Source organism: Bifidobacterium pseudolongum subsp. globosum, assembly GCF_000741295.1.
In the GTDB taxonomy this organism is placed as follows: domain Bacteria; phylum Actinomycetota; class Actinomycetes; order Actinomycetales; family Bifidobacteriaceae; genus Bifidobacterium; species Bifidobacterium globosum.
The window spans coordinates 1-13,868 of sequence record NZ_JGZG01000010.1; the positions used below are offsets into that span (position 1 = coordinate 1).

The 13,868-nt window shown below is 63.0% G+C and carries 12 protein-coding genes and 1 pseudogene; 4 read left to right on the top strand and 9 right to left on the bottom strand.

Going from position 1 to position 13,868, the window contains the following annotated elements:
• The 4 genes and pseudogenes from BPSG_RS08875 to BPSG_RS06750 form a co-directional block, all read right to left on the bottom strand.
• Nucleotides 1–189: pseudogene (locus BPSG_RS08875) on the bottom strand (ISL3-like element IS2001 family transposase); the annotation flags it as partial.
• 272 nt (nt 190–461) lie between these two features.
• On the bottom strand, nt 462–1,523 hold the full coding sequence (ilvC, locus tag BPSG_RS06740; protein ID WP_026643825.1) for a ketol-acid reductoisomerase: 1,062 nt from the start codon (nt 1,521–1,523) through the stop codon (nt 462–464).
• A gap of 395 nt (nt 1,524–1,918) precedes the next feature.
• A complete protein-coding gene (locus BPSG_RS06745) occupies nt 1,919–3,292 on the bottom strand; it encodes an MFS transporter (protein ID WP_026643824.1) in 1,374 nt (457 codons plus the stop codon).
• Nucleotides 3,293–3,628: 336 nt separating this feature from the next.
• Nucleotides 3,629–5,200 (bottom strand): MFS transporter, encoded by a 1,572-nt coding sequence (locus BPSG_RS06750; protein WP_026643823.1) that lies wholly within the window; start codon nt 5,198–5,200, stop codon nt 3,629–3,631.
• A 156-nt stretch (nt 5,201–5,356) separates the two neighbouring features.
• On the opposite strand from BPSG_RS06750, the gene BPSG_RS08665 reads away from it, so the two are divergent.
• Nucleotides 5,357–5,647, top strand: coding sequence for a type II toxin-antitoxin system RelB/DinJ family antitoxin (locus BPSG_RS08665; protein WP_129851275.1), 291 nt, complete (start codon nt 5,357–5,359; stop codon nt 5,645–5,647).
• Nucleotides 5,640–6,065, top strand: a complete 426-nt coding sequence (locus BPSG_RS06755) for a type II toxin-antitoxin system VapC family toxin (RefSeq protein ID WP_051592057.1) — start codon at nt 5,640–5,642, stop codon at nt 6,063–6,065. Before BPSG_RS08665 ends, BPSG_RS06755 begins: the two co-directional genes overlap by 8 nt.
• Before the next feature lie 101 nt (nt 6,066–6,166).
• Here the strand turns inward: BPSG_RS06755 and gtfA are convergent, their stop codons facing one another.
• Nucleotides 6,167–7,684 (bottom strand): sucrose phosphorylase, encoded by a 1,518-nt coding sequence (gtfA, locus tag BPSG_RS06760; RefSeq protein ID WP_026643821.1) that lies wholly within the window; start codon nt 7,682–7,684, stop codon nt 6,167–6,169.
• Nucleotides 7,685–8,316: 632 nt separating this feature from the next.
• Between gtfA and BPSG_RS06765 the strand changes: the two genes are divergently transcribed.
• Nucleotides 8,317–8,688: an MmcQ/YjbR family DNA-binding protein gene (locus tag BPSG_RS06765; RefSeq protein ID WP_026643820.1), complete on the top strand. Its 372-nt coding sequence runs from the start codon at nt 8,317–8,319 to the stop codon at nt 8,686–8,688.
• Nucleotides 8,689–9,027: 339 nt separating this feature from the next.
• Nucleotides 9,028–10,059, top strand: a complete 1,032-nt coding sequence (locus BPSG_RS06770; RefSeq protein WP_026643819.1) for a LacI family DNA-binding transcriptional regulator — start codon at nt 9,028–9,030, stop codon at nt 10,057–10,059.
• Between the two features lie 2 nt (nt 10,060–10,061).
• On the opposite strand, the gene BPSG_RS06775 is transcribed toward BPSG_RS06770, so the two are convergent.
• The 4 genes from BPSG_RS06775 to fbaA form a co-directional block, all read right to left on the bottom strand.
• Nucleotides 10,062–10,436 (bottom strand): fluoride efflux transporter FluC, encoded by a 375-nt coding sequence (locus tag BPSG_RS06775; RefSeq protein WP_026643818.1) that lies wholly within the window; start codon nt 10,434–10,436, stop codon nt 10,062–10,064.
• The gene (locus BPSG_RS06780) at nt 10,436–11,311 is read right to left on the bottom strand and encodes a fluoride efflux transporter FluC (RefSeq protein ID WP_051592056.1); all 876 of its coding nucleotides are present in this window, start codon (nt 11,309–11,311) and stop codon (nt 10,436–10,438) included. Before BPSG_RS06780 ends, BPSG_RS06775 begins: the two co-directional genes overlap by 1 nt.
• Nucleotides 11,312–11,413: 102 nt before the next feature.
• A complete protein-coding gene (locus BPSG_RS06785) occupies nt 11,414–12,700 on the bottom strand; it encodes an adenylosuccinate synthase (protein WP_026643817.1) in 1,287 nt (428 codons plus the stop codon).
• Between the two features lie 97 nt (nt 12,701–12,797).
• A complete protein-coding gene (gene fbaA, locus BPSG_RS06790; protein ID WP_026643816.1) occupies nt 12,798–13,862 on the bottom strand; it encodes a class II fructose-bisphosphate aldolase in 1,065 nt (354 codons plus the stop codon).
• Nucleotides 13,863–13,868: the final 6 nt, after the last annotated feature.

The window sequence follows — 13,868 nt, forward strand, 5'->3', positions numbered from 1 at the left end:
ACGCGCCGCACGAGGGCACCAGCGTGCGTCGTGCGAGTCCGGCTCGCACCTGATCTGCCTTAACCCCGGGCCGTCCGGCCTGCCAAGACGCCGCCACGAGAGCACACGAAGACCCATCTCATCCAAACCAAGGAAACGTTGGGGGTCGAACACGATAAACTCGGGTTCAGGCCGTGTTTCCTCATTCAATTTTTCTATCACACAAGCAATGATGAAGCACGGCCCTTACACACTAACTTGAGAAGAGCCCCTTTCTGTTGTTACGGGTAGTGCTTCTGCTGGCAAGCGCCAAGTAGAATCGTTGGAAAATAGCGGTTTATGGGGAGAAGATTCCTGGAAAAGCACTACCCGTAACGAAAAGAGCACTACCCGTAACACAAAGGTGGGGTGCACAACGGTTGTTGTGCACCCCACCTTGAAACCTAGGTTAGGCTACCCGGCCTGCTGGGGCCGGGCTGCGATCACTCAGCGTCCTGGACCTGGGCGCGGGCGATCTTGCCGGTGAAGGAGTTGGCCTCATCGGCGTCCTTCGCGGCTTCGTTGTTCCAGGAGAACATCGCGCGGAGCTTCGGGCCGACTTCCTCGATGCGGACGTTCGAGTACTCTTCCTGAAGCTGCTTGAACTTCGGGGCGCCAGCGGCCTGGTCGTCCATGAACTCCTTGGCGAAGGAGCCATCCTGGATGCGCTGCAGGTGGTACTGCATGCGCTCACGGGCGTGCTCGTCGATCACGGTGTTGACGTAATCGCCGTACTGAGCGGTGTCGGAGCAGCTCCAACGATCCTTGTTCAGGCCGCCTTCGTTCATCAGGTCCACGATCATCTTGAGCTCGTGGCAGACCTCGAAGTAGGCGATCTCCGGCTGGTAGCCGGCGTCGGTGAGGACCTCGAAGCCCATCTCGACGAGCTTGTTGACGCCACCGAGGAGCACGTTCTGCTCACCGAAGAGATCGGTCTCGGTCTCCTCCTTGAAGGTGGTCTTGATCGCGCCGGCGCGCAGGGCACCGATGGCCTTGGCGTAGGCGAGGGCCAGATCCCAGCCGTCGCCGCGCGGATCCTGCTCAACGGCGGTCACGACCGGAACGCCACGGCCGGCCACATACTCGCGGCGGACGATGTGGCCCGGGCCCTTCGGGGCGACCATGAAGACCGGGTGGTCCTCGGACGGCTTGATGTAGCCGTAGTGGATGTTGAAGCCGTGCGCGAAGGCCAGAGCGGCGCCTTCCTTGATGTTCGGCTCGATGTCGTTCTCCCAGATGCCCTTCTGATACTGGTCAGGGGCCAGGATCATGATCACATCGGCTTCGGCAGCGGCTTCCGGAACGCTCTTGACTTCCAGACCCTGCTCCTTGGCGAATTCCACGGACTTCGAGTTCGGACGCAGGCCGACGACGACGTCCACACCGGAGTCACGCAGGTTGAGCGCGTGCGCGTGGCCCTGCGAGCCGTAACCGATGATCGCGACCTTCTTGCCGTCGAGAACCGAGAGATCGCCGTCGTCTTCGTACCAGATCTGTGCTGCCATAATTGGCACTCCTTTGTTGTCTGCAGCGCGGGCATCTTAGCCTGCCGCGATGCTTGTGTTGTTGTGTGTCTGTTACATGGACCGCGCGCACCATGGTTTGGGGCGGCAATCCGTGTACGCAAGTTTCCCACTGTGTTGGAGCTTTTGCCTCCAAAACTGAATCCTCATATTACTGAAATCCGCAGGCGCTTCCGCCTCAAGTCCATCTTTTGGATACCGTTGACGCTTCGTTTTGGGATACACACGGTTTCTTTTGGAAAATGGCGCATACCCCTCCTCGTCTGTCTGAAATCAGCAAGATAATCCGCCCACATAGTGGACGCTCCCGGCGCGGCCCGCGTCGCCGCCACAGCCCTCCTTTCTCAACGCCGCGAACAGTGAACGCATGTGCGGGATCACTGCATGTAATCCACGTCTTTGGTTTCATGGCACGTCAGGATCGCCACAAGGCAGCACAGCGCCATGACGCCCAAATAGAGCCCCACCGACCCGACGCCCCAATGCGACGAGAGCCATGTGGCGACCGAGGGGACGAACGCTGCGCCGACGATCGCCGCGAGGTTGTAGCCGATGCCGGAGCCGGTATAACGCACATTGACACTGAACAGTTCCGGCAGCAGCGCGCCGATTGGCCCGAACGCGACGCCCATCAGCGCAAAACCGAGGCACAGGAACAGCATCGCGGCGGCGGTGTTGTGCACGCCGACGACATTGCGGTTCATCAGCAGCGGGAACAGCGCGGCGAAGACGAGCAGCGCGACCGACGAGCCGATGATCACGCGGCGGCGCCCCAGCCGGTCCGCGAAGACGCACGAGAGCACGATGAACGCCGCGAACACACAGACGGAGACCATGAGCATCGTCATGTATTCCTTGGTGGAGAAACCGAGTCCGCCACCGCCCTGCGCGTCGCTTTTCGTGGCCCACGCGAGCGACCATGTGGCGAGCGTGTAGAACAGCGTATATGTGACGGCCACAAGGAACGTGGCCTGCAGCACCTGCCGCCAGCTCGTGCGGAACACCTCGACGGCCGGCGCCTTGACGACGCGCCGGCTCTGCTGCGCGGCCCGGAACGCGGGCGTCTCCTCCATATGCACGCGCACGAGCAGACCCACGACCACGAGCAGCGACGACAGCAGGAACGGCACGCGCCAACCCCACGCGAGCATCGCCGCGTCGTCGTTGAACATCTCGAGCACCACATATGTGCCGTTGCACAGGAAGAATCCGATCGGCGCGCCAAGCTCGGGGAACGAACCGTACAGCGCGCGCTTGTCCACTGGCGCGTTTTCGGTCGCGACGAGCGCCGCGCCCGACCATTCGCCACCCAAACCGATGCCCTGCACGAAGCGGCACACGCACAGCGCGAGCACGGCCCACACGCCCCATGCGTCGTAGCCGGGCAGGCAGCCGATGAGGAATGTCGCCACGCCCATCGTCATCAGCGAGACGACGAGCGTCGCCTTGCGCCCGATCGAATCGCCGAAATGCCCGAAGATGAGCGAACCGACCGGCCGCGCGAGGAACGCGACGGCGAAGGTGACGAGCGAGAGCAGCAGCGCGACGGTCGGATTCGTGGTGTCGGAGAAGAACACGTGCGGGAAATAGTTCGCCGCGGCGGTGCCGTACGCGTAGAAATCGTAGAACTCAATCGTCGTGCCCACCATGGATGCGGCGATGATCGTGCCCACCGACGAGCGTGCTGCACGCGACGCCGGCCGGGCGAATGTGGCTGCGGCGGATTCCGCCTCTGTTTCGACTGCGGTCATGAAAACCTCCTGGTAGTGTGCCTGCGTTCATGGATTGGGGCACAAACGCAAAAACCCCGCACACATGGCGGGGTCCGAGGTAGTTCACGATCCGTCCCCACCACCGTCGGCGGGGCTGTGTTCGGATATACGAATCAGCTCGCCGATGGCGAGATAATAATTCGTACGATCTGCAGTCGTGCATTACCGGCCATGACGAGCCTCCTTTCGTGTATCCTGCGTGGTCATCACGTTGGCACCGAACCTACGCCGAGCCACCCTGCATCACCCTCGTTTATCCACATAGTGAGACAACTTCATCTGCGATACGGGCGGCTCGGCGATCAGGCAGCCACATCATCCCTGCTTGCGTGACGAGGCGATCGCCACGGCCGCGCACACCCCGGCGAGCGCGAACGCGACCGCCGCCCATAGGAAGACGCTCGAGAACGTGGCCGCAAAGGCGAAGACGAATCCGCCGGCTGCAACGCCGAGCAGACGCCCGAGCGTCGCGCTCGAGTTGAACACGGCCAGGTAGCCAGCCGCGCGGTCAATCTGCGGCACCGAGGAGACGGCGAGCGCCTGCAGCGCATCGTCGACCATGTGCACGGCGAACCCGCCGACACCCGCGAACACGTATAGCCCGGCGGTCGTATAGCTGACGAGCGGCACAACCGCCGCAACAATGGACAGCACAACACCCACCATGAGCACGAGCTGGTCGTTGTCTGTCGACGAGCGGATCAGGTCGGTGACGCCTTCACTCAGCAGCGCCATCGCGCACGCCAGCAGGCCCATCAACGCGACCATGATCATCGTGGCGCGCACATCGAGCCCCTCGCCGGCGCCGTGCAGATAGCGCACGACGAACCAGACGAACGCGATCGCGAGCACCGCGCCGGCCGAAGCGAACAGGCGCGTGAAGCAGATCATGCGCCATGCGCGCGTGGGGTGCGGCACGCGCAGCGTCACGAGCAGATCGTCGTTCGTCATCGGCTTGGCGCGCGAATAGACCGTCGACGATTCGCGCGGAATCACGAACAGGCCCACGATGCCCGCAATGAGCAGGCCGATGGCGCACAGATCCATGCCTTCGGCCGGGTTATGCGCCATGAGCACGCCGAGCCAGATGCCGCACACGAGGCCCGCGAGCAGGCCGACCGTGCGCCAGCGGCCCACGGCGTCGCGGAATTTGTCGGGGACACGCTCGCCGAGCGACGCGTGCAGTGAGCACAGCGCGGCGGCGATGCCGATCTGCATGATCGCCCAGACGATGCCGACGGCGGCCGGCGCATGGCACGCGCTGAGGGCGAACGCGAAGATGACGGAGAGGATTGTGCCGCCGGCGAACCAAGGCGCGCGACGGCCGAACGGCGTGCGCGTATGGTCGGACAGCGGCAGGAAGAAGATCGTGGCGACGAATGAGCACACAATGCCCACACCAAGCACCCAGGCGAGCCCAATGGCGCCGCCCACCGGGCCGCTCAGCGCGTCGAGCTCCTGCGGCACAAGTGTGATGTTGAGTGCGGCGAGCGCAAGCGCGAGGAAGAACGCCGTGCACGCGAAGCCAATCTTCATGCGCAGGATCTGGGTTTTCGTGGGGCGGTCGCCGTTGGCATCCACCATCGGGTCGCGCATGTCGAGGAATGCGGACTCGAGGGCCGGCACGGGCTCATCCGCACCACCGACGGGCGCGGTGACTCCCATCGCCGCGGCCTGCACTTCCGGCTGGTCGGCCGCGGCGGGCGGTGTCTTCGGCTTCTGGCGCACGGCGAGGCGCGCGACCGCGGCTTTGTCCTCGTCGGTGAGCGCCTTGTCCAGATCGGGGCGGTCGTCGATGCCCGGGCGCACGTAGTCGGAGTTCGGGAACGGGCGCGGCGCGGGGCGCTCGGGCTCGTTCGGGTTCTGTTGTGGTGACTGATCGTTCATACAGACAACGATAGCCGCACTGTACGGTGCGCGCAGCCGTTGCCACTAACCGCGCATTGTGTGTGGGGCAGAGTGATGGTCTCGTACATCCCTTACAACACCCATAATCAATGATAGAATTATCTACAGTAGATACACGGCTAACGGGGAGGGCATATGAGCACATCAACGGTCAGCGCAAGTGTGGATTCCACGACCAAGGCCATTGCGAACGCACGTATCCGCGAAGCAGGCGCCACACCAAACAGCGTGATTCGCGATCTATGGGCGCACATCGCCAGCACTGGCGACATTCCCGTGTATGACGACTCCAGTTCACGGCGTTCACGCAAACAGACGGCGATGCAGCGCCTGGAGGCGCTCCGTGCAACAGTACCGAGCGGCACGCCACTCGCCACCATGTCAGACAGTGAGGTTCGTGAGGAACTGAGGAACCGACATGTCTAATGCACGCCGCATCCTGCTTGACACCAATATCCTGCTCGATTACATAGTGCCAGACAGACCGCACTCCAGCGCGGCAGCGACGCTTGTACACATGGCCGGAGCAGAAAGCCTCACCATTTTCGTAACCCCCGGCTCACTGAAAGACATGTATTACATTGCACGCAAATACATCGATGAGCAAACCGCCCGGCAATATATTGAGCTGTTTCTTGACCTATTCGTAGTACTATCAGTCGGTCAGGAGGCTTGCGAACTGGCGGCGCGATCGGATGAGCCCGATTTTGAGGACGGACTCATCCGGGCGGTGGCGGAAATCAATTCAATCGACTTCATCATCACCCGTGACCGCACCGCATTCCAGCGCTCGACCGTGCGCAGCATGAGTTCCGACGACTACGTGCACCTCTTCGCACAGTAAAAGCGACAATCACTTCACATTGCGGATGCGCATGATGAGGGCGGCGACGAATACCCAGCATAGGCAGCGGCGGGCGGGAGTTGCGCAGAATGCTGCGGCGTTCAGTCCATGTGCACCACAGGCGGATTCGCAATCAGGTCGTCGCTCGTGTGCTCGCCGGCGGCGTCTGCCCACGTGAGCACGGCCACGGGTTGGGCGTTGTCCGCGCCCATGCCCCGCGAAGGTGTGAAGCGCAGGGTGGCGGAAGTCGCACCATCGTTCCACGTGAAACTCATCGTCTCGCCGTCGACGGCGTAGTTGAAGCCGCCATCGAACGCGGGCAGCTCGTTGCGGAACTTCGCGAGCGCGTTGAGCGCGCGTACGACGGGCCGCTCGAGGTTCGCGTCGATCTCCGCGGTCGTGTAGTAGTGGCGGTTGATGTCGCGGCCGACATTGGTGCGCTTGAGCAACTCCATGTCGTTGCTGCCGGCGAGCGCGCCGACGTAGTACACCTGCGGCACACCCGGCAGGAAGAACTGCACGGCGCGCGCAGCGATGTAGTGCTGGTCGTTGCCGCCGAGCGCGGAATAATACGTGGAGTTCACCTGGTACAGGTCGAGGTTCGACGCGGCGGCGCCGGTCGCAGCCTTCGACTCGCCGTGCGTGTTCTTCGCGATCGTCTCGACCATGGCGTCGACGTCCTCGTCGGGAACGAGGCCCTTGAGCGAGCGGTCGAGCTGGTCGGAGCCGATGTCGATGACGCCGATGCCATCGTGCGTGTCCAGCACGGTGACGGCGTTGTTCGGGCGGATCTCGGTCCAGTGCGCGAGCGCGTCCACACGGCCGGTGAACAGCGAATGCAGCAGCAGCGGGGGCAGCGCGAAGTCATAGACGCGGTCCACCTTCGCGGCGATCTCCACCTGCTTCTTGTAGTACGAGTGCACCTCGATGAGGATCTCGAGTCCGCGCTTGGCGCCCTCCTCGCGCAAACGGGAGATCAGAGCGAAGGTCTTGGGTGTCATGAAGCAGCTCGTGCCGGCCTCTTTTGCGCCATAACCGACGGCATCGAGGCGAATGTACTTGACGTGCGATGTGCCCATCCGGTCGAAGATCGACATCAGGTACGCCCAGCCTTCGGCGGAGTCGGTGTCGATGTCCACCTGCTGCGGCGTGAACGTGACCCACACCAGGCGCGTCTTGCCGGCGAAGGTGTAGTGGGTGAACGGCAGGCCCGGGCGCGGGCGGTAGATCCCGGCGAGCTCCTCTTCGGTCGCACCGTCCGGGAAGACCGAGCTCATCGTCAGGAACATCGGGTAATACTCGGACTCTTCGCCGTGCTTGAGCACATCCTGGAACTGGCGCGACTGCCAGCTCATGTGGTTGACGATCGCGTCGACCATGATGTCGTGTGTCTTGGAGAGCTCGGCGATGTCATCCCAATCACCGAGGCGCGGGTCGACTTTCGTGTGGTCGATGGGGTCGAAGCCAGCGTCGGCGCCGTCGAACGGCGTGAAGAACGGCAGGATATGCACGCCTTCATACACGCCGGCGAAACGGGTGCGCAGGATGTCGGTCAGGGATGCGAGATTGCCATCGCCCACTCGGTCCGCATAGGTGATGAGCTGCACTTTGTTCTTCACGAGTTCCTCCTCGTCGAGTCGGTTATGGTCGATCAATCACGCCGTTGGGACTAAACGGCCCGGTAGCCCGGGAGCCGATTCAGCACAGGTGCGCTTTTCCGCGCGGTGAGCCGTACGCTTACTGTGTCGAACCGGTTCGATAGCGATTATCACACTGTTCCCACAGCCATGCAACCATCTTCGTCTCGGCGTGTCGAACCGGTTCGATATACAGCAGGCCCTCTAGGGTATACCCCTCCCCCTTCTCCTTCTCGCCCCTTCTCCTTCCGCCTACCCAGACCTTCCCTCACCTCTCTGCAACCCGTCTCCTTTTTCACGGCTGCGCGTGGCTACCCCCTAGACATCCACAGCCACCTCCCTCTGCATAAACAGCACACCATGACTACCCACTAGACACCGACAGTCAACTTGGTGCGGATAAATGGTCGGATGTCGCTACCCCATAGACGCCAACAGCCAATCCAAAGTAGGAAAACAGCTGTAGGCAACTACCCACTAGACGCCTACAGCCATCGCATATCGACACGCTTACCGGTCTCAATCACATTTGGCTCCTCACGATGGGACCAGACGGCCTAGCGGCACGGGCCTAGACTGGGGCTTATGACAACAAGAGCGACACCTCGGCAACCATGTATGATCAGGCCAATGATTACATAAGCGAACGCTATGGCGTGCAGCCGGAACACCTATGGCAGGAATACCCGGAATACGATGTCTTCCGCCACCCTTCGCGCGACGGCAAAGGCAAATGGTTCGCATTCCTCGCCAATGCCATGTACGAGCAGATCGGCGAAAAAGCGAACAACCCGAACGAAGAGACATTCGTGGCTGTCGTCAAGGTGGACCCTGAGCTCATCAACGAGCTTTCCACACAACCCGGATACGCCCGCGGATACCACATGAACAAGGAGCATTGGCTCACCGTGCTACTTGACGGATCGGTGTCGTTCACTGATGTGTGCAAGCATATTGACAGCAGTTTCCAGCTCACCAGCGACTGACAGGCAGCAGAAACATCACCCATCCGCCGCATACAAGGCCGTCCGCTGCTACTGCATAGTCACTAACAGCCGCCCCAAAGCAGAACAACAGCTGTCGGTAACTACCCCCTAGACACCTACAGCCACTTTCCACTGCACACACAGCACTCCGTAGCTACCCACTAGACACCCACAGCCGTCAATCGCCGCGCAAACGGCCGCCCGCATCTACCATCCAGTCACCAACAGCCGCCAAGCGCCGCGCCCACAAGCACACACGGGACGGCGGTTGGCGCACATGGCGGCTGCGCATACAATAAAACCGGTTCGACCCCGGAGCACAACAGCGAGGAGGCACATATGGTCGGCATGCGCGATGTCGCAAAGAAAGCGGGAGTCTCGTTGAGCAGCGTCTCGCTCGTCATCAACGGCACCGGCTATGTGTCGCAGGACATGCGCGACAAGGTCGAGCAGGCGATGCGCGAACTCAACTATGTGCCCAATGAGCTCGCCCGCAACTTCTATCACGGCAAGACCGGCATCGTCGGCGTCATCGTGCCCACCATCCAGCATCCGTTCTTCGCGACGCTCACCGCGCATCTGCAGCGCGAGTTCGCCGCCCGCTCACTGCGCACCATGCTGTGCTCGACCGTCGACTCCGCGAACGGCGAAGCACAGTACGTCGAGATGCTGCGCCAGCGCAGCCTCGACGCGCTCGTCGTCGCCGCGCACACCACGCATGACAGCGACTATTGGACGTCGATCGGGCGTCCGATCGTCGCCTTCGACCGCAATCTCGGCGCGCACATCGCACAGGTGAGCTCGGACCACGCGCACGGCGGCGAGCTGATCGCCGACCTGCTTGCCAGCACCGGCGCGCGCAACGTCGCGATTGTCGGCGGCCCGCGCGCGCAATTCACCGATCTCAGCGGATCGAACACGACCTTCCCCACGGTGCGCTACGTGCAGACGCTGGAAAAATGCCTTTCCCAGGCCGGCATCGCGCACACGTACGTCGAGTCCGGCGAGGTGTGCGACCTCGACGGCGTGCGGCGCGCGGTGCATGGCGTGTTCAACGCTCACCCGGGCATCGACGCGTTTGTCGGCGCAGATTTGGCCGCCGCATTCGCGATGCAGGAGGCGACAATGCGCGGGATCGCCGTGCCCGGGCAACTGCAGATCGTGGCATATGACGGCACAATGACGGCCGATTGCGCAGGACTGCCGCTGACCGTGGTCCGTCAGGATTTCCGGGCGATCGCGTGCGGCATCGCAGACAAGATCGAAGCGGAAATCGCACGATTAGCAGGCGACGCGCGGCAATCCATGGCGCAGGCGCCGCAACCTGAAATCGTCCCGGTCACGCTCGAGGGACGCGCTACAACGCGGTAGCTTCAGCGCCCCATCGAGCCGATCCACCAGCCCACGATCACCATGCCGAATGGTATGACGAGGGTGACGAGGAAGTAGAAGGCCGCCATCACGAGCTTTTTGCTCTTGGCGAGCGAGACCATCTCGTTGACCGCCGTGGAGAACGTGGAAAAACCGCCGAGGAAGCCAGTCACGAACAGCAGATACGTGTAGTAATTCACCGTCTGGTATGTGTAGGCGGCGGCCGCCACGCCCGCGAGCAGCGACGCGAGCACGTTGATGATGAACGTGGAGAGAGGGAAGAGCTTGCGCCAGCTGCGTTGGATCGAGGTGTTGAGCACAAAGCGCGCCACGGCGCCCACGCCGCCGCATGCACAGATCAACAGGAACTGGCCCATCACTTCACCTCCCCCGTCATCGGGTCGGCCACCACGGGAATCTCGTCGGTGTCCGGGTCGGGGTCGCCGGTGTGCGTCGTCGCGGCCAGGGCGGCAAGCGACGCCGACTGCAGTTCGTCGTTCGAATCGGTGGTATGCGCCCCCGCCACCTCCGGGTCGGTCGGCACACGCACGCCGATCGCCGGCTTGGCGCGCGTCTGCATGCGCAACGCCTCGGCCACCGCCTGCTTGGCGGAACGTTTCTTGGTGAGCTGCAGTCCGAGCCATGAGCCGAACCATGCGACTGCGATACCCACGATGAACGTGACCATGGTGTAGAGGAAGAATCCCCAATAGCCGCCGTTGTGCATGGCGGTGATGTCTTCGATCATCATGGCCGAAAGCGTGGAGAAGCCGCCGCACATGCCCATGCCGACGCCGCGGCTGATCAGTTGCCGCGCGCGTTTGCGGATCCAGATCGCCTGGGTCATGTACGACGACAGCAGTGCGAAGACGAAGGTCGCGATCATGTTGGCGATGAATGTGGCCGGGGGGAACGCCATCAGCAGATGGTTTGTGGTGCCCCGGTACGGCAGCCACAGCCACAGGCCGTAACGCAGTGCCGTGCCGAAACAGCCGCCGATGAACACGACGAGATACACCATGACGTCGGCGAGCGGATTGAACCGCGCCTGCACGCGTTTGAGCGGCGCGAGCGGCACGCTCGGCGGCTTGCGCGCAGCCGCGGCGCCGGTGGGGTGCGGACGCAGCAGCTCCTGTTCGAAATCGCGGGTCAGTGGGTTGTCTGAGTCTGCGTTCGCCGCCGGTTCATGATCTGGTTCGGTGTGCGCCGTCAGCGACTGACCGCGCGGATCGCCGTCGTCGTACGTATGCATTGTGGGATGTCACCGCCTCGGTACTTCTTTGGGCTTGGGCGTGTGCTGCCCATGATAGCCCAATGCAACAGGGCACGGACAGCGCACGCCACGTGGTGGACGTCAGTCAATGAGCGAATGGATTTCGATGATGTGGTCGCGCTGCGGGCCGGTGCCAATGACCGAGATGCGGCAATTGGACAGCTCTTCGAGGCGCTTGACGTAGGCCTGGCAGTTGGCCGGCAGCTCATCGAAGCTGTGCACCTGCGAGATATCTTCGGTCCAGCCGGGCATCGTCTCGTAAATCGGCTTGGCGGCGGCGAACGCGGCTTGGTCGGTCGGCATGTCGTCGTAGCGCACGCCGTCCACGTCGTAGGCGACGCAGATCGGGATCTCATCGAGCCCGGTAAGCACGTCGAGCTTCGTGAGCACGATGTCCGTCAAGCCGTTGACTTGCGTGGCGTAGCGGTTGACCACCGCGTCGAACCAGCCGCAGCGGCGCGGGCGGCCGGTCGTCACACCGTATTCGTGGCCTTGCGCGCGCAGCCAGTCGCCCCACTCGTCAAACAGTTCGGTGGGGAACGGGCCTTCGCCCACACGCGTTACATACGCCTTGGAGACGCCGATCACGCGGTCGATCTTGGTCGGGCCCACACCGGTGCCGGTGCAGGCGCCGCCAGCCGTGGGATTCGACGAGGTGACGAATGGATAGGTGCCGTGGTCCACGTCGAGCATCGTGGCCTGACCGCCTTCGAACAGCACGGTCTTGCCGTCGTCGAGGGCGTCGTTGAGCACGAGCGAGGTGTTCGCCACATACGGCTTGAGGCGCTTGCCCAGTTCGAGCAGCTCCTCCACCGTCTGGTCCACGTCGATGGGCCTGCGGTTGTAGAGCTTGACGAGCATCTGGTTCTTCTGGTGCAGCGAGCTGGACACCTTGTCGCGCAGATGCTCCTCGTTGAACAGGTCGTGCACACGGATGCCCACGCGGTTGATCTTGTCGGCGTAGGCCGGGCCGATGCCACGGCCGGTGGTGCCGATCTTCTTCTTGCCGGCGAAGCGTTCGGTGACCTTGTCGATCGTGCGGTGGTACGGCGCGATGATATGCGCGGATTCGCTCACGAGCAGACGCGAGCAATCGATGCCGCGGCTTTCGAGCCCATCGATCTCCTGGAACAGCACTTCGGGATCCACCACAACGCCATTGCCGATGACCGGCGTGGCGCGCGGGCTGATGATGCCGGACGGCAGCAGGTGCAGCGCATACGATTCGTCGCCCACCACCACCGTGTGGCCTGCGTTGTTGCCGCCGTTGAACCGGGCAACATAATCCACCTTGGTGCCGATCAGATCGGTGGCTTTGCCTTTGCCTTCGTCGCCCCACTGGGCGCCGATCAATACGATTCCGGGCATGTTCGCTCCTCTGGGTCGCCGTATTCCCGCCGAGGCAAGGTTACCCCACGCCCTGCCCGTTTGGCTAGAGGGGCGCCGCCAGAGGGGCGAAGCGGCGTTACTTGAGCGCGCGGCCGGCGGATCCGAGTCGCTCGCACGCCTCGACGACGCGCGCGGCCATCGAATCCTCGGCCTCGCGCCCCCACGAACGCGGGTCGTACATCTTCTTGTTGCCTACTTCGCCGTCGACCTTGAGCACCTCATCGTAATGGCGGAACATGTGGCCCGCCACCGCGCGCGTGAACGCGTACTGCGTGTCGGTGTCGATGTTCATCTTCACCACCCCGTACGAGACGGCTTCGGCGATCTCCTGCGCGGTGGAGCCGGATCCGCCGTGGAACACGAGCTCGAACGGCTTGCCTTCGGGCACGTCCGCGTCGAGGACGGCATGCACCGTGCCGCTCTGCACACCGTTCCACACGCCTTGCTGGATCTCATGGAGCAGGCCGGGGCGCAGCTTGACCACGCCCGGCTTGTATGCGCCGTGCACATTGCCGAACGTGAACGCCGCCATGTACCGGCCGCGCTCGCCCAGTCCGAGCGCATTGGCCACTTCGACGCCATCTTCGACCGTGGAATACAGCTTTTCGTTGATTTCCGCGCTATGGCCGTCCTCTTCGCCGCCCACCGCGCCGATCTCGATTTCGAGCACGGTGTGCGCCTGCACGGACTTGTCGAGCAGCCGGCGCGCGATCTCGATGTTCTCGTGCAGCGGCACGGTCGAACCGTCCCACATGTGCGACTGGAACATCGGCTCACGGCCGTGTTTGACTTCGTCGATCTCGATGTCGAGCAGCGGCTCGACCCATTCGCCCAGGTACTGCTTGGCGCAGTGGTCGGTGTGCAGGGCCACGGTGATGTTCGGGTATTTGCGCGCCACCTCGTGCGCGAATGCGGCGAAGGCAAGCGAACCGGTCACACGGTCCGCCACACGCTGGCCGGAGAAATAGGCGGCGCCGCCGACCGACACTTGGATGATGCCGTCCGATCCGGCGTCCGCGAGCCCTTGCAGAGCCGCATTGAGCGTCTGGCTGCTTGTCACATTGATCGCGGGGTACGCGTAACCGCCGCGGCGGGCGGCGTCGAGCATCTGGGCATATCGTTCCGGCGTTGCAATAGTCATACGCAC